Origin of the sequence: Paranoxybacillus vitaminiphilus, assembly GCF_003259935.1 — a bacterium.
Taxonomy (GTDB): Bacteria; Bacillota; Bacilli; order Bacillales; family Anoxybacillaceae; genus Paranoxybacillus; species Paranoxybacillus vitaminiphilus.
In genome coordinates, this window is sequence record NZ_QLMH01000008.1 from 14,738 (window position 1) to 32,902 (window position 18,165).

At 38.1% G+C, this 18,165-nt stretch carries 19 protein-coding genes; 10 read left to right on the forward strand and 9 right to left on the reverse strand.

The window, feature by feature from the left end:
- From B0I26_RS10375 to B0I26_RS10405, 7 genes are all read left to right on the forward strand, one after another.
- Entirely contained in the window at positions 1–810 is an 810-nt protein-coding gene (locus B0I26_RS10375) for a hypothetical protein (protein WP_111645375.1), read from the forward strand.
- On the forward strand, positions 797–1,960 hold the full coding sequence (locus B0I26_RS10380) for a hypothetical protein (protein ID WP_111645376.1): 1,164 nt from the start codon (positions 797–799) through the stop codon (positions 1,958–1,960). Before B0I26_RS10375 ends, B0I26_RS10380 begins: the two co-directional genes overlap by 14 nt.
- On the forward strand, positions 1,960–3,648 hold the full coding sequence (locus B0I26_RS10385; RefSeq protein WP_111645377.1) for a helicase HerA domain-containing protein: 1,689 nt from the start codon (positions 1,960–1,962) through the stop codon (positions 3,646–3,648). The genes B0I26_RS10380 and B0I26_RS10385 overlap by 1 nt, the downstream gene beginning before the upstream one ends.
- Positions 3,641–4,246, forward strand: a complete 606-nt coding sequence (locus B0I26_RS10390) for a hypothetical protein (protein ID WP_111645378.1) — start codon at positions 3,641–3,643, stop codon at positions 4,244–4,246. The genes B0I26_RS10385 and B0I26_RS10390 overlap by 8 nt, the downstream gene beginning before the upstream one ends.
- 6 nt (positions 4,247–4,252) lie before the next feature.
- Entirely contained in the window at positions 4,253–5,701 is a 1,449-nt protein-coding gene (locus B0I26_RS10395; RefSeq protein ID WP_220084977.1) for a serine/threonine-protein kinase, read from the forward strand.
- A gap of 139 nt (positions 5,702–5,840) precedes the next feature.
- The gene (locus tag B0I26_RS10400) at positions 5,841–6,404 is read left to right on the forward strand and encodes an LAGLIDADG family homing endonuclease (RefSeq protein WP_245934760.1); all 564 of its coding nucleotides are present in this window, start codon (positions 5,841–5,843) and stop codon (positions 6,402–6,404) included.
- A gap of 323 nt (positions 6,405–6,727) precedes the next feature.
- The gene (locus B0I26_RS10405) at positions 6,728–7,051 is read left to right on the forward strand and encodes a molybdopterin-dependent oxidoreductase (RefSeq protein ID WP_181502839.1); all 324 of its coding nucleotides are present in this window, start codon (positions 6,728–6,730) and stop codon (positions 7,049–7,051) included.
- Between the two features lie 273 nt (positions 7,052–7,324).
- Here B0I26_RS10405 and B0I26_RS10415 read toward each other — a convergent pair whose 3' ends face one another.
- The 7 genes from B0I26_RS10415 to msrA form a co-directional block, all read right to left on the reverse strand.
- The gene (locus B0I26_RS10415) at positions 7,325–7,510 is read right to left on the reverse strand and encodes a hypothetical protein (RefSeq protein ID WP_111645381.1); all 186 of its coding nucleotides are present in this window, start codon (positions 7,508–7,510) and stop codon (positions 7,325–7,327) included.
- A gap of 245 nt (positions 7,511–7,755) precedes the next feature.
- Positions 7,756–9,675, reverse strand: coding sequence for a vWA domain-containing protein (locus tag B0I26_RS10420; protein ID WP_111645382.1), 1,920 nt, complete (start codon positions 9,673–9,675; stop codon positions 7,756–7,758).
- 11 nt (positions 9,676–9,686) lie between these two features.
- Positions 9,687–10,577: an ATP-binding protein gene (locus tag B0I26_RS10425; protein WP_111645383.1), complete on the reverse strand. Its 891-nt coding sequence runs from the start codon at positions 10,575–10,577 to the stop codon at positions 9,687–9,689.
- 148 nt (positions 10,578–10,725) lie between these two features.
- The gene (locus B0I26_RS10430) at positions 10,726–10,989 is read right to left on the reverse strand and encodes a metal-sensitive transcriptional regulator (protein WP_111645384.1); all 264 of its coding nucleotides are present in this window, start codon (positions 10,987–10,989) and stop codon (positions 10,726–10,728) included.
- A 96-nt stretch (positions 10,990–11,085) separates the two neighbouring features.
- Entirely contained in the window at positions 11,086–11,460 is a 375-nt protein-coding gene (locus tag B0I26_RS10435; protein ID WP_111645385.1) for a helix-turn-helix transcriptional regulator, read from the reverse strand.
- Positions 11,461–11,961: 501 nt separating this feature from the next.
- On the reverse strand, positions 11,962–12,864 hold the full coding sequence (gene purU, locus B0I26_RS10445; RefSeq protein WP_111645387.1) for a formyltetrahydrofolate deformylase: 903 nt from the start codon (positions 12,862–12,864) through the stop codon (positions 11,962–11,964).
- A 200-nt stretch (positions 12,865–13,064) separates the two neighbouring features.
- A complete protein-coding gene (msrA, locus tag B0I26_RS10450; RefSeq protein WP_111645388.1) occupies positions 13,065–14,039 on the reverse strand; it encodes a peptide-methionine (S)-S-oxide reductase MsrA in 975 nt (324 codons plus the stop codon).
- Between the two features lie 92 nt (positions 14,040–14,131).
- On the opposite strand from msrA, the gene B0I26_RS18850 reads away from it, so the two are divergent.
- A complete protein-coding gene (locus tag B0I26_RS18850) occupies positions 14,132–14,260 on the forward strand; it encodes a hypothetical protein (protein WP_281268701.1) in 129 nt (42 codons plus the stop codon).
- A 36-nt stretch (positions 14,261–14,296) separates the two neighbouring features.
- Here the strand turns inward: B0I26_RS18850 and hmpA are convergent, their stop codons facing one another.
- A complete protein-coding gene (gene hmpA, locus B0I26_RS10455; protein WP_409991425.1) occupies positions 14,297–15,532 on the reverse strand; it encodes an NO-inducible flavohemoprotein in 1,236 nt (411 codons plus the stop codon).
- Positions 15,533–15,711: 179 nt separating this feature from the next.
- Here hmpA and B0I26_RS10460 point away from each other — a divergent pair, with 179 nt between their 5' ends.
- Positions 15,712–16,170, forward strand: coding sequence for an Rrf2 family transcriptional regulator (locus B0I26_RS10460; protein ID WP_111645484.1), 459 nt, complete (start codon positions 15,712–15,714; stop codon positions 16,168–16,170).
- A gap of 289 nt (positions 16,171–16,459) precedes the next feature.
- On the forward strand, positions 16,460–17,329 hold the full coding sequence (gene speE / locus B0I26_RS10465) for a polyamine aminopropyltransferase (protein WP_111645389.1): 870 nt from the start codon (positions 16,460–16,462) through the stop codon (positions 17,327–17,329).
- A gap of 52 nt (positions 17,330–17,381) precedes the next feature.
- On the opposite strand, the gene B0I26_RS10470 is transcribed toward speE, so the two are convergent.
- On the reverse strand, positions 17,382–18,047 hold the full coding sequence (locus B0I26_RS10470) for a haloacid dehalogenase type II (protein WP_111645390.1): 666 nt from the start codon (positions 18,045–18,047) through the stop codon (positions 17,382–17,384).
- Positions 18,048–18,165: the final 118 nt, after the last annotated feature.

Sequence of the window (18,165 nt, forward strand, 5' to 3'; positions counted from 1 at the left end):
ATGTCGAGTCTGCAAATTTTAAAACCATTCGCAAGACGGACAGAGTATAAAATGCTGCGTGAATGGTTTAAGGTGAAAGAAAAAGAGATCGACAAGTTGCAGTCAGGTATTTGTGTGATTCCAGCGATTGTTCTTTTAAAAATGTCAGAAAGCGACCGTTCGCGTCTTATTCAATGGACAAAAGGATGGGGAAACCAGTTAATGGTTTTCCCACCGTATCTTCATTTAGATATTTCATCATTATTGCAGATGAATAACGCGATTTTCATTAAAGAAATGAATGAATGCACGTATGAAGGAATTCCGGTTCGTGAAGAAATCGTGACTAATTTAACTCCGAAAATTCAATTACCGACAAAACAAACGGTTGCCGTTGACTTTTATTACGATACAAGCAGCGGCTGCATGACGATCACAACATTGCCGCTTCTTGATTACCGGTTGCTTGAGCAACGTGAAATATGTCAACGTCTATTTCAATCGTTAATGCACATCAATGAAAGAGATAAAAAAGATGAAATGAGCGAAGAAAAACAAATTGCTTTTAAGCCTGTTCATCACTTTGTACTTCTTCTCTCAGCAGCTAACGTCTTAGAACGACAACAAATCGTTCCATTCATTGAAAAGTTTTTCTATGTAGAAGTACGCGAAAATGACGTGAGGCAGGCTTTAGCTGAACTCGAAAATTCGCATTATATCGATTCAGGCGGAACGATTACCGAGAAAGGGCAGCAGTATATTACGGAACATGGTTATCGGGCATTTGTAAGAGAAATCATAAAGCGGAGGAAAGATGATGGAGAATGGTAAAACGAAACGGGATACCGCTATTGCCAATAGTTTAGTAGCAAAAATCCAGTTAGGCTTGCCAAGTACAGTTACGAAATTAAGCGCGAAAATGCGTTTTATCGATCATATTGCTCCGAAACTTCGCAATAGCGGTGTCATTCGCCCCGTTGAAAAAAAATCACCACTAACGATTCGGGCAGCAGGGATAGCTACCGCAAGCAAAACAATACCAGCATTTGGCAGTATTTTATATAGCGCTGGTGCTGTTCGTCAAGATTTATATATAGAAGAAGGGTCTGTGTATGAAACATTTCAAGACAGCCTCGTTGACATTGATGAAGCGGATGATATTGATATTAACCATAAATTAAAATTTATTCATGTGATGCAAGTTTACGATTTGCTAGAAGAGATGATGATGGAAGCCCATAAGCCGGAACTGGTGATTGTCGACACTCCGTTAATGTTAGAGCGGGCTGACGCGCCAATGGATACACATGGCCAATTATATATTGACTATCAAAACTGTGTAGAAAGAATCAAAAATTTTTGGGAGACATATCAACATTTTATTTTTCCGTTTAATCGAAACGGTATTCGGCTTGTTTCAGTGAGTACGAAACGTTTCGGTTCTATCTTCTACGGTCTTTTTTCCGAAGATAAAAATAAAGAAATGTATATTGTAGATGAAGTAAGTTTTCACGATATCGAACAGAACAATGAAGTGTTATTCAAAATTAAAAAGGTTGGCGTAAAAAAACTGTTGCACGGTGTTTTAACTCGAAGAACGCGTACGGCTGCCTATCAATACGATTTATTAGTCCAAACGAATCAGTTGGAGCCTAAAGACATTAGAAATCTAGGAATTATCAATTTTCATTTCCGGGCAGGGATGCATACACAACCTTTATTAGTAGAGATAATGGGAAACGCTCAAAAATGGGATTCTCAAAGTTTAGATGAGCTTACATCCTATCTCGTTTCGCTTTATACGCTCGACCAACCAAAGGCACTCCCGTTGCCGCTTTGGTATGCTGAGCATGCTCTAAAGCCAATTCGAAGTGGGGCGATTATTCAATATTTTAAAACACAGGCACGCGAAATGATTAAAAAGGAAGAAGTAGAAAATGTTTGGACCGAGGAAGTAGACTTTTTCGGGGAGGATGAATAATGAGTCAAGAAAAATATATCGGCAAATTGATTGGGAATACCGGAAACCCGAATGATTTAAAAATGGTGCTGCAAGATAGCTTTTCCGCACGCCGTGGCGAGTTTGTGAAAATTTTACATCAAGAACGTCCAGATGAAGAACCGACATATGTTCTTGGGCGGATTACTTCGATTTCGCGCAGCAATATTTTATACAATAGCGATCTTGGGGAAGGATTGAATTCGATCGAATTATTACCAGGAACACAAATGACAGGGGAGACATTGTTTGCTTCCATTGACCTTGTCGGTTACAAAGAATCGGCGACAGGACAAATTCGCATTCCGCGTCGCCCGCTAGATCCCGGGAGTAAAGTCTATGGGGTCGATTATGAATTTCTTTCTAAGTTTTATCAATTTGACGAAAATAAAAGCATTGCGATTGGCAACTTAATCGGTTACGAACGTGGAGAAAATATTGTTCCTGTTTATTTGGATGTTAATAAATTAGTGACAGAACATTTAGCCGTTTTGGCGATGACAGGGTCAGGAAAGTCTTATACGGTCGGCCGCATTATTGAACGGCTTGTGGCGCAAATGAATGGAACCGTTGTTGTATTTGATACGCACGGTGAGTATGGGAAAGCATTTGAAAAAGGAGAGATCCACTTCAATACAAATCTTGAGCATATTGAAGATGAAAAAGATCGGGAAAGCATTTTATTTATTCAAGAACGTTTCCACGCTTTACAAGCAGCAGGAGGTGGCATTCATGTATATACACCGCAAATGGAAGAGTTTGATTATAAATACGCCGGCAAGAATAAACACCTCGCCTTGCAGTTCGATCGTTTTGAAATGGACGACTTTGAAGAAATTTTGCCTGGCTTAACCGAACCGCAACAGCGTGTGCTCGATGTTGCGATTCGTTATTGGAAATATAAGTACCCAAACCCGCCTCGCGATATTAAAGATTTACGCGAGCTGCTTTCCGGTGATTTAGAAGAGTTGCGGAATTGGGATGAAATAACAGAAGCAGAAGCGCGGGCATTGAGCGGCAGAAGCGCAGCGGTCGCTTCGATGAAATTGAATCGTGTCATTAACGAAGCACGAAGCTTTTATACAAAAGCGATTGGTGAACCGACAGATATTTATAAATTAATTGGAGAAATGAACGAAAAATATGGCCGATTAATCATTATTGATTTGCAAGGTTTATCAGATGATGCAAAACAAATCGTTACGGCACTCGTATCAAGTGAAATTATGCGGGCAGCGGCAGATAAACAACGTCCGATTCGTCCTTGCTTCCTTGTGTATGAAGAAGGGCATAACTACGCTCCAGCAAATGCACCAACGATTTCGAAAAAAATTATTAAAAAAATTGCCGCGGAAGGCCGGAAATTTGGGGTAGGTTTTGCCATCGTTTCACAACGTCCGTCTAAATTGGATGCAGATGTGACCTCGCAATGCAACACGATTATTACGATGCGCCTTAAAAATCCGGATGATCAACGTTTCATTACGAAAACATCCGATATGTTAACGAAAGCAGATATTGATGAACTTCCATCTTTATCTACAGGGGAAGCGTTAATTACGGGGCGTTCGACTCCTGCTCCGCTATTAGTGAAAGTTGGTACAAAAGCGTTAGTTCATGGCGGTCAATCGCCGGAAGTAGTCAAAGAATGGGGTGTATTCGGTGGATAAAGAGCAATTAAAAGCAAAAATTATTGATGAGTTTAAAAATGGAACGATTCGCGATTCGCTTTTTCCGATGATTTCCGTTTATGGGATTCGTGATTATTCAGAGACTGTTCATTCAGCAGGACTGAATTATATTACGGAAATCGCCAGACATATTCAAGGAGTAACCGCTTTATCCGAATGCCCTGTTTATCCAATTAACCAACAATATGGCCATAGCATGACCCGGGAAGTCCGTCCGGATTCGGTATGGTATCGCCAGCAGGATGTAAAGCCTATTCTTGTTTCGGAGTTTGAACGATTTGAAAATTCAAAGGGCAAACATGATAAACTAAGAGAGAAATTTGAAAATTTATTATTGGCCTATCACCAACTCGGCGGCGATTTACCGTTGATTCTCTTTGTCTACTGGTCTTACAGCGGGGCAATTCCGAAAAATATCGATAAATATATTAGCATTTTTGATGAAGGGTTCACATTACCGAACGGCCGCTTTATTCCGGGAATTAATTCGTTCGTTACTGATTATCTCGTTTTTCAAGCAGTGGCAAGCGGAACGAAAGAAAATCTCACCATAAATGAATGGATTCAAGTGAGGTAAACAATCATGGTCCGTAAGCGTTATTCAATTCAACTAAAAAAGGATATGAATATCGGAGATAAATATATTTTGCAAGAAATGGTTGGTGAAGGATCATACGGATATGTGTGGAAAGCCCTTCGCTGTGAAGATGAAGAAATTATCGCTTTAAAAATCCCGAAAAGCCAAGAGCGCGGTGATGCAGCATTAGTGGAAGGGGAGCGCTTTATTGACGTTTCTCATGAAAATATTATCAATATTTATTGGATGGGCAGAGTAGACGGTTATTTTGTCATTGAAATGGAGCTGTTTGATGGGAAACCCCTCTCCCAAGAGTTAAATGAAGAGGGAAGCAATCATCCAAGGACATTTCAAAAAATGTTTGATATTTTTGAACAAGTGCTAAATGGTGTTGAATTTATGCACTCTCTACGCATAGCGCATGGAGATATCAAACCGGACAATATTTTAATCAATGACACGACTGTAAAGCTCACAGACTTTGGAACAAGCCGCTTGATTGAAGATATTTTTATCAAAACAATTGATGGGGCTGGAACTTTTGCTTATATTGCACCTGAAGTTCTTCATTCACAAACACGATATTTAAATTCTGATATTTATTCTTTAGGGGTTTTGTTATATCAATTGTTAACTGGGAAAACTCCGCACGACACCTATTTTAATGTCATTCATAACGTCCCTTTTCCAAAACCGAGGGAATTGAACGAGCGCATTACACCTTCGATGGAAAAAGTAATCATGAAGGCGTTAGAGAGAAACCCGGAAATACGATATCAGTCGGTTACCGATTTCCGCACCGAATTTAAAAGAGCGGTAGATGAACATTTTCAACAGCAGCAAGTTGAAAAGTTTATTCCTCGTGTAACATTAGCAAGCAAACACGATCCGTTGGAATTAGCGGTATTGAACTGTAAACTCAAAAAATTTACATTAGCTGAAAAAATTTTGACGACAGAAATAACCAATGGAAATACGATGCCGGAAATCTCTTTGCAGCTCGCATACGTATATTACAAAACAGGGCGGTTATTTGAAGCGTTGCGGAAAATCGAACAGATTGAAGGAGCAGCGGTTGAGGATACACGCCAGGAAAGCTTTGCGACAGCCGTAAAAAATTTAAAAGCAAGAATTTTCTTAGCCATGAAAAAGTACGAGGAAGCGTTGCGCTTATATGAAGAGCTGTATCAAAAAGAACCTGATAATTTAGATTATCGTTATAAATTAGCAGCATGTTATGGAGTGTGCGGGCAAGGAGAAAAAACGATTCAAATTTTAGAACAAATCAACCAAGAGACACCGGGTATTTGGGTTGTTGTTAAAAAACTTGGTCAAGCGTACGAACAAAAAAAGGATTACGAGCGGGCAAGAGCTTATTTCAAATACGCTTTAAAACTTCGCCCAGATGATGAGTATATGAAGAAGAGATTAGCGGCTTACGAGTATTATTTGTAACTTTTGAAGAATAAAAATGTCAGATCGGATATCTTGATTAAACGATTCAGAGACGAATTAGGTTCAAATCAACCGCTTTATCAAAATAAACAAAAATAAACAAACCGGTGTTTATATGTTATATCTCAATAGCAAAGTTATGAAAAATGATTTAATGGTGCTCCATGGTATCACACCAAATAAATCGCTGGAAGTAAAATTTCCATATGTTCCGGATATGTATTTGAGTCATTTTATAAGAGGATATTTTGACGGTGATGGAAATATTAATCCTGATGGCTATGTAGTCAGTTTTGTTGGCGGCTCTCTGGATTTTATGGTTGCTTTGGAGAATCATTTAAAACCACGTGGATTTGAAGTTAACTTAACTAAAAAAGAAAAACATATTCGTTTATATATGAGCGGCCGAAAAACCATTAAGGAATTTTACGACTGGATGTACTACGATAAAGGGTTATACTTGAAACGTAAATTTGAAGCATTCCCGGATAAAAATTTGGATGCAGAAACATTGCAAAACGCAAAATTAAAAAAGACAAAACAAGCTGTTGCAGAAAGAAAAAAAGCTTTTATCGATGAATATCGAAAAAGTTATTGCGTTCATCAAGCATGTGAAACGGCTGGAATTACATTAGGAACGTATTATACATGGTTAAAACGTGACAAATCATTTAACGAAGAATTTTATAATTTTATAAAATGAAAGAAAGGGCAGTTAAGTAACCAATAACTGCTTTATATTTTTCACACTCCAGTTTACATAACACAAATTATAGGAAGTTAAAAAAAGAAAATATATATTGTCTCATTATAAAAGTAAACTTTAAATAGTGAGACATAAAAAATTTTGAAACAAAGTTCGGTTCATTCATTTATAACCATTATCATTTCATAATTAATAATCGGACAAGCTTAGAGCGGATTTTTAGGATTTTTAGTTTGTTACAACTGGTTCACAGGTCATAAAAAGTTTTTTTGAACTCATATATTAAAGTGTGACATTTTGATATTTTGGAGTGAATTTATTTGGAAATTCGTCCGTATTTTATAACCAAGTCTCTTGTTCCAGAAAATCAAGAATCTCCCATTCGTTTTTTGCTAAGTCAGAAAATTACTCCTATTCCGTATTTTTATCGCTGCAATCATTTTACTTATCCTTCCCTTCTTTCCCATCTGTATTATTTAACAATTGGCGGATTGGTTCAGTATCCTTCTTATTTATTAAAATCGATGCAGTCGAAATCTTTCGTTATCACGCTGGAATGTGCCGGTAATCAACGGGGCGAATTTACGCCAAAAGTGTTTGGGGAGCAATGGAAAGACGGCGCGATTTGTATGACAAGCCTATGAAAAAGGTGAATATACCATTTTGGCAAAAGCAACCGATTCAAGAGGACGAGCGCAGCCATTTTCTGCAATGTGGAATCGGAAAGGGTATGGCTACAATGCTGTACAAAAAATTCGCGTTAAAGTTAAAATTGAATAATCTTTATGAGAATGAGAGCATTTTTGTTACAACCAACAAAAAGTAAATGCGCAGCAATTCATCATGTACCATTGGGAATCGCTGCGCATTTATTGCAACTGTCTCAATAGCAGAAAAAGCACTGTATCATCCTTCCGCTAATTATTTAAATAACGCACACCAATATATTCAACGCGAATGAGACCGCCTTTTTCTTGTGCGTATTGTTTAACAAGTTGTTTCGCTTTTAAAAATGCTTCCATCATGCCTCCAGCAAGAATTGTTTCCTTCCATGTCAGACGTTTCGGATGATCTGTTTCAAAAGAAAATAAATATTGTTTCATATACTCCCTCCTTTAAAATCTATATTTTTCAGGATAATATTATTATATAATATAACTGTATTAATTTTTTATAAAAACTGTTACAAATGTGTTAACTTTTTATAAAAACTAAAAAAAGCGGCTATTGAAAGCCGCTTTATTTCATCGAATTTACAGAAAAACAAAAACCCTTAGAATCTTCCAAGGGTTTTTGTTAGATAATATAAAATTGGAAACAAATCGATCTGCATTGCTGACGGAAATGTTTATAAACTCTTATAGAGAAGCTTCTTTAAAAGCGGGAACAGAACGTCAGGGAGTTTGGCAATATCGGGAACGAGAATGCTGTATTTGCCATAAATATTTTGAATTGTTTTCTTTTGCCCCTCATCAATTTCACCATTGGCTAAAAAGACATTGATTACTTCGATTCCCAGCTTTCGCGCCTCCATCACCGCTTCGTGCGTGTCAACAATCCCGTTTTGTTCATAACCGAACGCTGCTGGTTCTCCATCAGAGAAGATAAGCAAAAACTTTTGTTTTTCTGTTCGTTTAATCATTTGTTCGGTCAGCACGCGAATGGCAAACCCGTCACGGTTGTCTTCCTCCGGCTCCAACTGCATAATTTCCGGGCCACTCGTTTTTTTCAGCGAGCGGTCAAAAGGAATGACGGTTTGAAAATAGTTCGGTTGTTTGGTTTCTGTCGCTTCGTTTGTATCTTCCCAAAATCCAACGATTTGGTGCGGTACGGAAACGGATTTTAACGCTTCATGAAATAAAATAATTCCTAATTTGGTTTGTTCCATTTTATCATACATCGAAGCGGAACAGTCGACTAAAAGCGAAAAAACGGCATCAATTTGTGTTGACGGTTGATGCTTCTTATAAAATAGCCGCGGGTTTTCGTCTGTTAATAAACGGAGCAATTTTTTGCTTAAACGTCCAAAATGTAAATCGCTCCGCGGCAGCGTTTTCTTATGTTCCAGCGTTTTTTCAATCATTTGTTTTAATTTCTTTTGATATGGTGCGACGATGGTTTTGTTTTTCTCATATTGCGCCACGTCTTCACTTGAAGGAACGGATGGGGAAATAAATATCGGAAAAGCATGTTTATTTTCTTTTCCATAATCATGAGAGAGACGTCCTTCACGAATATCCCGCTTTTGTTCCATCGCTTCTAGTTTTGAATAGTCTTTGCGTGCGCTTTTTTGCGCCGAGCCTTGGACAAGCGCCAATGCTTGATCGCCTGCTTCCCCTTCGCGCACTCCTTCCCCAAGCAAATCCGTTTGTGAGCCTTGTTCTAAGTCAAACTGCAGAAAACTTTTTGTCATGTCGCTTGTTTCGCGGTGCCACGTCGGTAATATATCACCATGAATGTCTTCAGCGCCATCTTTCTTCTTATCTAACACATCGCAATTTTTTAGCGGGTCTTTTCGTTTTAGATCATCAATTGTAAGACCATGTTCTTCCCGTTCATAAACGTTTTCCGGAAGATGAAAATACGTGTTCAGCATATCGTTTTCTAATATTTCATCAAATACTTCGACCATTTCAAGCACAACTCCTGCGACATCTTTTGTGGACTTTGTTTCAAAAAATCTTGTAAGCGTGCTGCGTATAAACGGCATGGCTAAATCAATATTTTCGCTGATAGACAATACCTCTTCAAGCGGTGAATCAGCGGTTAACAAAAGATAAATCGTATTAAATAATGCATCCGTATGAACGGCTTTGACAAGATTGACGTTTAATTGGCTTTTAAAGTAACGGCGATAGACTTTACGGCGAATGGAAAAGGCTTTTTTCGTTCCCGGCCGCTCTTTTTTGCAAATTTCTTCAAGCCGCACATCTTCCGCGAGCATAAATAGTTGTTTAGCAAAGCTGGGAACAGATGTCTTCTTCGTTCGTTCAATAAACCGAACAACTTCTTTAAAATCAGTGTGATACAAACTGCCGATTGCCCGAAGAAATACATCGCTTTTCATTCCGTTTACTTTATCTTCGGACGGACGATTGTCCCAAAAATGGCTGACGAATAATTTGCGATGAACGATGTCGACATAGGATTGATAGCCGAATTCCACTTCCCATTCTTCGTTTTTCACTAGCGTCTTTGCCAAATCAGAAAGCTGCATAAAAAGAAACGAATCAATTTTTTTATCATTAAATTGAATAAATCGATGCATCTTATGAACCCTCACTCAAAGAGCGTTTCGGCGATATTTTGGATCGCTGCCTTTTCCCGTTCGTCTTCCAGCTTTTCAATAATTCCTCGTTGAATCGCACGGAGCGGAGGTAAATAAACCGCTAAATCACATGTATCAATAAGGGCGCGAATCGAAGCGGCTTCTTCGGAAATTTGCCCGTTTTTCACCTGAGTGATCAAATCAGCTGATAACGTTACAAATTTATCAATAAGTGTGGAGTCAGTTAATTTACTTTGTGTTTGTAATACGGTTTTTAATGTTTCCCCTTGAATATATGGTACTTCAATAACAATAAAACGATTTTTCAACGCTTCGTTTAACGGCACTGTCCCAACATATCCTTCGTTAATAGCGGCAATGACACCAAACGTATCTTTGGCTTTGACGACTTCGCCTGTAAATGGATTGGTAATCATTTTTCGATAGTCAAGCACACCGTTCAAGATTGGCAGTGTTTCCGGTTTTGCCATGTTAATTTCGTCAATATATAATAAGTGCCCTTTTGTCATCGCTTGAATCACAGGACCTGGAACAAACTCAATTGTTGTTTTCCCATCACGTTCTTGGATCGTCTTAAAGCCAAGCAAAGCTTCCGCGTCCAAGTCAACCGAACAGTTAATACTATGCATCGGCTGTCCAAAAATCGCTGACAATGTTTCAGCTAATTTCGTTTTCCCTGAACCTGTCGGACCTTTTAATAAGACGTTTTTCCCTAAAGAAAGCGCGACAATTGCGTCAAATAATATCGAATCGTCAGATGGCGTATAGCCGCCTTTACCAATGAGCCCGGAATCTTTGTCACGGGAAAATTGTTGTTTCCGCGCTTCTAATATATGTTTAATCTCTTCAGGGAGATGTAAATGAATCATTTCCATTGACATATCGCTAATCCTTTCTATTTTCTTAATCATCTTTTATTCATTAGTATTCTACTAAAACAAGAAAGTTTGTGCAAAAGTAAACAATAATTCAGAAAACAATAAAAATATTATGTAAACAAATAATAGACGCGAAAAGATTTCGCATCTATTATCGGCTTTTTACTAATAAATTCACTGCTTCTTGAATTAACTTTTCGCTCTCATGGTTTCCTTTTTCCATTTCTTGACGAATACAATGTTCTAAGTTCGTACTAACAATTACAGCAATCGCGCGATCAATCGCATTGCGAATAGCGGATAATTGCGTTACTACGTCTTTACAGTCTTGTTCTTCTTCCATCATTTTTAATACACCGCGTATTTGGCCTTCGATACGTTTTAGACGATTTTTAATTTGCTTATCATAAATCATTGTCCATTTGCTCCTTTCAATATGAAATATATACCCTTAATGGTATATTAACTAATATGATACCGCTTGTCAATGATACAGAAAATATCGAAGAAATTATCCGAAGTTGTCTTTTATCGCTTTCCGAATTAATGCTTCGCAACGATCCAGCTCCGCTTTCAATTGTTTTTTATACAATTGTGCTTTTTTATAACCTTCTTCTGTAAAACGGTAATATACCACTTCCTGATATTTCATCCCTTCTTTTTTCGTTTTCACTTGTTTTAAAATGCCGTCTTCAATTAAATCATGAAGTGCCTTATATACTTCCGAATGATTTGGTCTATAACCAAACGGTTTAAATTCCTGGCGGAGCAGGTCTAGTATTTTTAGTCCATATAAACGTTCTTGCTCCGTTAGCGTGATTAAATACAGCTTCAAAAAAGCACGTTGTTTTAAAAGAAAGCCGCTTGGAGTCCGTTTATCCCCCATAAAAAATCCTCCCTTTCATGTAAGGTGGTTGATTATATTGTAATCATTCAAGGGAAACAGTTAAAATCCTTCTTTCTTACGAATATGCTGTTTTATTTTGTTCATTTTGGATTTAGAACATAGTTTTATTAATAAAGCTTGAATATACTTTACTTAATTTTTTAAAGATTTTTTACTAGTAATAAGCTGGAACATAAAACTAAAATGATTTTGCCGTTCATTGCCCATTTGCGGAATAGACTTCTAATCGTAATGCAAGGATTTTCCATGACAAACAGCGGAAGTGAATCGCAAAAACTGAATGAACTGCTCCCGCATATACGTTCCTCTTTATTATTATAGAAAAATATGAGGTGATTCACAAATTTTGTTGCTTTTTCCCCAACAAAAACGATCGTGTCTCCCATAAGTTTGCTCTTTGCAACGATTTGACGGACGCGTACATATAAAATGCAAAAGAAGAAAACACCCGTATCAAACGAGTGTTTTCTTAACAACCACTTATTTAAAGACGATTGTTTTATTTTGATGAATAAGAACTCGATCTTCAAGATGCCATTTCAAAGCGCGTGAAAGTACCGTTTTCTCGATGATGCGCCCGATTCGCTTTAAGTCTTCTGGATGATGTTTATGATCGACCCTTGCTACATCTTGCTCAATAATTGGTCCTTCGTCTAGCTCGTCTGTTACATAATGCGATGTTGCCCCGATCAATTTAACGCCGCGTTCATACGCGCGTTCATACGGCTTTGCTCCGACAAACGCCGGAAGAAACGAATGGTGGATATTAATAATTCGAAAAGGAAATTCTGCTACGAAATCGGGTGATAGTATTTGCATATAACGCGCAAGCACAATAGTATCAATTTCATATTTTTTCAATAAAGATATTTGCTCTCGTTCTGCTTCTCTTTTATTTTCCTTCGTGACAGGAATATAGTAATACGGAATACCAAGCGCTTCAACACTGTCTCGCGTATGTTCATGATTGCTAATGACTAACGCCAAATCAGCAAGCAATTCGCCCGCCTGCCATTCCCAAAGTAATTCTAATAAACAATGTTCTTCCTTAGAAACAAAAATAGCGATTTTTTTTAATTCACTATGTAAACTAAAGCGCCAGTTCATCTGAAACTGCTTGGCAACTGGTTCAAAAGCTTCTTCCATCTCTCGTTTTCTCGATATCATCTCAGGGCAATCAAATTCGATCCGCAAGAAAAATGTACCGCCTTCCGGATCTGTTGAATATTGGCTTGATTCAACGATATTTGCTCCTTGATTATATAAAAACGTTGTTACAGCGGCGACGATGCCAGACCTGTCAGGACACGATATTAATAAACGGGCTCGGTCTTTATATTGCTCTAAAAATGTTCGTAGACGGCGTTCTCGAAAATGACTCATTACCATATCTCCTTCCACAGATAGAAAATTCTAATAATTTATTATAATACCATAATCAATGACGGATGCAATAAAAAGAGCTGTCTCATAAGAGTCTGACCTCACACATTCATCATGATATATAGCCGATTTAGCCAATATAATACACTATATATCATATCGTGATTGTCGGTCTGACCCTTTGCTTTTGAAACAGCCTTTTATTTTTCTTTTTCAAATAATGATAAATATTGTCCGTATCCTTCCTTCTCCAGTTCTTCTTTTGGAATAAACCGCAATGCCGCAGAATTAATACAATATCTTAGCCCTGTTGGAGGAGGTCCGTCATGAAAGACATGGCCTAAATGAGAATCAGCTTCGCGGCTGCGAACTTCAGTGCGAATCATTCCGTGGCTTAAGTCTAGATCTGTTTTAATATTTTCTGGATGAAGTGGTTTTGTAAAACTTGGCCAGCCGCAGCCAGAATCGAATTGATCTAATGAACTAAATAACGGTTCGCCAGAGACAATATCCACATAAATTCCTTCTCGCTTATTATTCCAATACAAATTGTTAAATGGCGGTTCAGTGCCATTCCGTTGTGTCACCTCATACTGAAGAGGTGTTAATTTTTTTCGGAGTTCTTCATCGCGCTTCTTGTTAAACCAATGTTTTTTAAGAAATGTATCGCGTCCTGAACCGATTCGATACAGCTTGTAGCGAAGTGGATTTTTTTTATGATAGTTTTGATGATATTCTTCAGCTGGATAAAATGTTGAAGCTGGCAAGATTTGTGTGACAATCGGCTTAGAAAAACGGCCGCTTGCTTCCAATTCGTGTTTAGATTGTTCCGCTAGGCGGCGTTGTTCCTCATTATGATAAAAAATAGCCGTTCGATACGATTCGCCGCGATCATGAAATTGTCCGCCTGAATCAGTTGGATCAATTTGCCGCCAATAAATATCTAAAAGTTTTTGATAAGGAAATACGTTCGGATCAAAGGTAATTTGGACAGCCTCGTAATGTCCGGTGGTGTGTGAGCATACTTCCTCATATGTTGGATTTTCTTTATGACCGCCTGTATATCCGGATACGACTTTTATAATTCCCGGCTGTTCTTCGAATGGCGAAACCATACACCAAAAACAGCCGCCGGCAAATGTCGCTAACTCATACTGCTTATCTGTATGTTCCATTCGTGTTTCACCTCGCTGACTTCTTTTCTTCCATCATAACGCAAATCTAAAATGGAGGCAAAAGACAACACTTTAGTCGGGAGTACGAAAGAATGAATGGAGTAGAAAGGGAGAAAAATCAGTCTTTCTCGGAAGCGGAAAAACAATCCGATTTCGCAATATTTTTAAGCAAGAGAAAGAAAAAATCGAAAAACATCCATAGTAAAGTAATTGAGCAATAAAAAACGCCAGGCGTAAATACCTGGCATTCTATATTATTATTTTGTTAAATCTTCGGCAGAGCCAAAGAATTCATAATGAATTTGTTCCTCTCGCACGCCCCATTCTTTTAATGCGTAGTAAATGATTTTCATAAATGGAACAGGGCCGCAGAAGTAGAATTGTGAATCTTTATTTTTTACTACGGATTGAATAAAGTCTAAATCGATATATCCTTCTTTAGCAAAGCCGTATTTTTCGCGATCTTCTTCAGAAGGTGATTGATAGCAAATATAGTAAGAGATATTTTCGTTTTCTTTCGCTAATTGACTGATATGGTCATGGAACGCATGGACTTTCCCGTTAATAGCCGCATGGATGAACGTCACGTTTCGTTTTGGCTGACGCTCAAGTACTGTATTTAGCATACTTAATAAAGGTGTAATTCCTACCCCGCCGCTCATAAACACGATCGGCGCATCGGATGTGTCTAAAACAAAATCCCCCGCTGGAGCACTTAGCTCAACGATATCTCCTTCTTGCACATGATCATGCAAATAGTTAGATACAATTCCAGCTGCCTTGTCAGCCGTCGCCGCTTCTCGTTTCACGCTGATGCGATAATAGTCTTTTCCTGGCGAGTCTGACAAACTGTATTGACGAATATGTGTATACTCTTCACCTGGGATATTGAGTTTTACACTTACATACTGACCTGGCAAGAATTCAGCAATCGCGCCCCCATCTTCCGGCATTAAATAGAAGGAAGTGATGACATCGCTTTCTTTCACTTTTTTCTTGACAATGAACTTGCGGAAATCTTTCCAGCCGCCTTGGGCTTCTTCTGCTTCCTTATACAATTGAGCTTCCGCTTGAATAAAGACATCAGCGAGAACTCCATACGCTTCTTTCCATGCTTCTATAATTTCATCAGTCGCTGCATCCCCGAGTACATCCTTAATCGCAATCAACAAATATTTTCCAACAATCGGATAGTGCTCTGGTTTGATACCTAAGCTGCGGTGTTTATGTGCGATTCGTTTGACAACAGGCATAATCGCTTCTAAATGATCGATATGTTGAGCGGCTGCGTAAATAGAAGCCGCAAGCGCTCTTGGCTGCTTTCCTTGTTTTTGATGCGTCTGATTAAAAATGTTTAACAGCTCTGGATGATTAGAGAACATTGTTTGATAAAAGTGCTTTGTAATTTGTTCTCCGTATTGCTCTAATACCGGAACAGTTGACTTAATCATTTCCATCGTTTTTTCGCTTAACATTGTTTTGGTGGCACTCATCTTCTATATCCCCTCACTAAAAGATGTATTTTATATACATCTTTATTCAAACACGGTTATCGAATAAAAGCAATATTTAAAATACATCTTTAACAAATTGTTCACAATTGGATGTTTTAAGATTTTTCTTCATTCATGCTAAAATAAAAGACGAAACTATGAATGAAGGTGTGAAAGTGATGCACTTAACAACATATACGGACTTCTCCTTGCGCGTTCTCCTTTATTTAGGAACGCTTGAGGATGGCGAAAAAACAAATATCAAAGAAATTTCGCAAACGTTTTCGATTTCCGAAAACCATTTAAGCAAAATTGTGTACGAGTTAGGAAAGCTCGGTTTGATCGAAACGATTCGTGGACGAAACGGCGGCATCCGTTTAGCAAAACCGCCTAGTGAGATTAATATCGGGTGGGTTGTTCGCCAAACAGAAGATAATTTATCGTTAGTTGAATGTTTTGCAGGGCGCGAAAACCATTGTATTGTTACTCCCGTTTGTCATCTAAAACATATTCTTCACGAGGCGCTGCAAGCATTTTTAAAAGCGCTTGATTCATATACGTTAGCGGATTTGCTTCAGAATAAAAATGAACTAAAAAATTTGTTTACTACTGCTCTAGACATGAACAAAAGCATCTAACAGCGTTAGGTTAGATGCTTTTTATATTTTTCAATCTTTTTGACATACTACAAACAAGAACGTTTCGGGATTTCTTTGTGCTAATCTCAATGATCATTGTAGCTGAATGCGAAGATAATGAAGACAATAAAGAGCAAAATCAATTAAAACCGGAACAAGCGGATACAAATTCATCTTAAACGACAATTTTCGGCAAAAATGTAAATACTTCGTTTGTCACATTCGACAAAATATATTAATATTAGAAAGGTGTTATAAAAATATAACTTTTATTTTAAAGGAGGCAGCAATGAATAGTTTACCAAAGCAATTACCACCTTATATTAAAAATGAAAATGGTGAACTTTGGTTAACAGAGGACGAGCGTGAAAATCTAAAGATTAGCTATCGGATTAAAGATATTATTTTCTCGGACCAATCACCGTTTCAACATGTCATGATTCTCGATTCTTATGATTTCGGCAGAATGCTCGTTCTTGATGGGGTTATTCAAACGACTTCTATTGACGGTCACATTTACAATGAAATGATTTCACATGTTCCGCTTCAATTTCACCCCTCACCAAAAAAGGTGCTCATTATCGGCGGCGGTGACTGTGGGGCAGCACGTGAGGTTGCGAAATATAAAGAGGTTGAAGAAATTCATATGGTTGAAATTGATGAGATGGTCGTAAATGTATGTAAAGAACATCTTACAGATGTATCCGGAAATCTTTCCGATCCTCGCGTGAAATTCATGTACACGGACGGTGTCGCATTTATTAAAGAACACGCCAACACATACGATGTGATTATTATCGATTCTTCAGATCCTGTTGGTCCGGCGAAAGAACTGTTTTCATATGAATTTTACAGCAATGTTTACCGCGCGTTAAAAGATGACGGTTTGATGGTTTGTCAAAGCCAGTCTCCTATTTTTCATATGGACGTGCTGAAACAAACTCATGCTAACATTAATAAATTGTTCCCATATTCTACTATTTATACTGCAACAGTGCCTACTTACCCTGGCGGATTATGGAGCTTTACGATCGGCTCAAAAATTCCGCTTTCCCTTTCAGAAAGCAAGTTGATGCCAACTGATACAAAGTACGTCAATGCCGATGTATTAAAGCAATGTTTCCAGCTTCCGCAGTTTATGAAGCAACAGCTGTTGTAAAACAGATTGGTGGGCTAGTCCACAAAATGAGAAAAGGCGTGCCCACCATATGTTATTTCCATTCAAGAATCTCTGTTAAGTCACTGTATATACAGTCAGGCCAAATCCCTAGCTCATCCATTATTTCTCCCGTTCGGTTAATCCATGCCGTATAAAACCCAAAGCTCTTCGCTCCAGCAATGTCCCATGTATTCGATGAAATAAATAATACATCCTCCCTATTCACTTTCAATCTGTCCAGGACGAGCATATATGAGGCAGGAGTTGGTTTAAACTGTTTCATATCATCAACACTGATCACATGATGAAACCACTGGCCGAATTCATAATGATTTACAAGCGGTTCAAGCATATCCCTTGAGCCATTTGAGAAAATGGCCAATGTTTTATTGTCTAGCTCCTTTAGTACTTGTTGAACTTCTTTGTAAGGAGTGAGCTGTAAGTAGGCGTTTATTAGTTTTTCTTCCTTCTTGTTATCCAAAGATACTCTTAATTTTTTACACGTATAACGTAACGCATCTTTTGTTACTTCTAAAAAAGTACGATATCTACCCATTAGCTGCCTTAAAAAAGAATATTCAAGCTGTTTCTGCCGCCAAATCTTGCAGAGCTCTTCCCCTTTACCAGGAAAACACTCTTCACATGCTTTCTGAACAGAATACACATCAAACAACGTACCGTAAACATCGAAAACGAATGCTTCAACAGAACGAACCATGCAGTTTGCTCCCTCCTTTGTTAAATCATAATAGTTAGAGGCTGACCATAAGCATTATCCAATGTTATGTCTGACAATTTGCTTTAGATTCAGCCTCATTGTTCGCTTGGACATTTAC

What these genes read in the sequence shown, in the direction of transcription:
- B0I26_RS10375 (WP_111645375.1), top strand. Translation starts at nt 1, where the DNA reads ATGTCGAGTCTGCAAATTTTAAAACCATTCGCAAGACGGACAGAGTAT.
- B0I26_RS10380 (WP_111645376.1), top strand. Translation starts at nt 797, where the DNA reads ATGGAGAATGGTAAAACGAAACGGGATACCGCTATTGCCAATAGTTTA.
- B0I26_RS10385 (WP_111645377.1), top strand. Translation starts at nt 1,960, where the DNA reads ATGAGTCAAGAAAAATATATCGGCAAATTGATTGGGAATACCGGAAAC.
- B0I26_RS10395 (WP_220084977.1), top strand. Translation starts at nt 4,253, where the DNA reads ATGGTCCGTAAGCGTTATTCAATTCAACTAAAAAAGGATATGAATATC.
- B0I26_RS10400 (WP_245934760.1), top strand. Translation starts at nt 5,841, where the DNA reads ATGAAAAATGATTTAATGGTGCTCCATGGTATCACACCAAATAAATCG.
- B0I26_RS10415 (WP_111645381.1), bottom strand. Translation starts at nt 7,510, where the DNA reads ATGAAACAATATTTATTTTCTTTTGAAACAGATCATCCGAAACGTCTG.
- B0I26_RS10420 (WP_111645382.1), bottom strand. Translation starts at nt 9,675, where the DNA reads ATGCATCGATTTATTCAATTTAATGATAAAAAAATTGATTCGTTTCTT.
- B0I26_RS10425 (WP_111645383.1), bottom strand. Translation starts at nt 10,577, where the DNA reads ATGTCAATGGAAATGATTCATTTACATCTCCCTGAAGAGATTAAACAT.
- B0I26_RS10430 (WP_111645384.1), bottom strand. Translation starts at nt 10,989, where the DNA reads ATGATTTATGATAAGCAAATTAAAAATCGTCTAAAACGTATCGAAGGC.
- B0I26_RS10435 (WP_111645385.1), bottom strand. Translation starts at nt 11,460, where the DNA reads ATGGGGGATAAACGGACTCCAAGCGGCTTTCTTTTAAAACAACGTGCT.
- purU (WP_111645387.1), bottom strand. Translation starts at nt 12,864, where the DNA reads ATGAGTCATTTTCGAGAACGCCGTCTACGAACATTTTTAGAGCAATAT.
- msrA (WP_111645388.1), bottom strand. Translation starts at nt 14,039, where the DNA reads ATGGAACATACAGATAAGCAGTATGAGTTAGCGACATTTGCCGGCGGC.
- B0I26_RS18850 (WP_281268701.1), top strand. Translation starts at nt 14,132, where the DNA reads ATGAATGGAGTAGAAAGGGAGAAAAATCAGTCTTTCTCGGAAGCGGAA.
- hmpA (WP_409991425.1), bottom strand. Translation starts at nt 15,532, where the DNA reads ATGAGTGCCACCAAAACAATGTTAAGCGAAAAAACGATGGAAATGATT.
- B0I26_RS10460 (WP_111645484.1), top strand. Translation starts at nt 15,712, where the DNA reads ATGCACTTAACAACATATACGGACTTCTCCTTGCGCGTTCTCCTTTAT.
- speE (WP_111645389.1), top strand. Translation starts at nt 16,460, where the DNA reads ATGAATAGTTTACCAAAGCAATTACCACCTTATATTAAAAATGAAAAT.
- B0I26_RS10470 (WP_111645390.1), bottom strand. Translation starts at nt 18,047, where the DNA reads ATGGTTCGTTCTGTTGAAGCATTCGTTTTCGATGTTTACGGTACGTTG.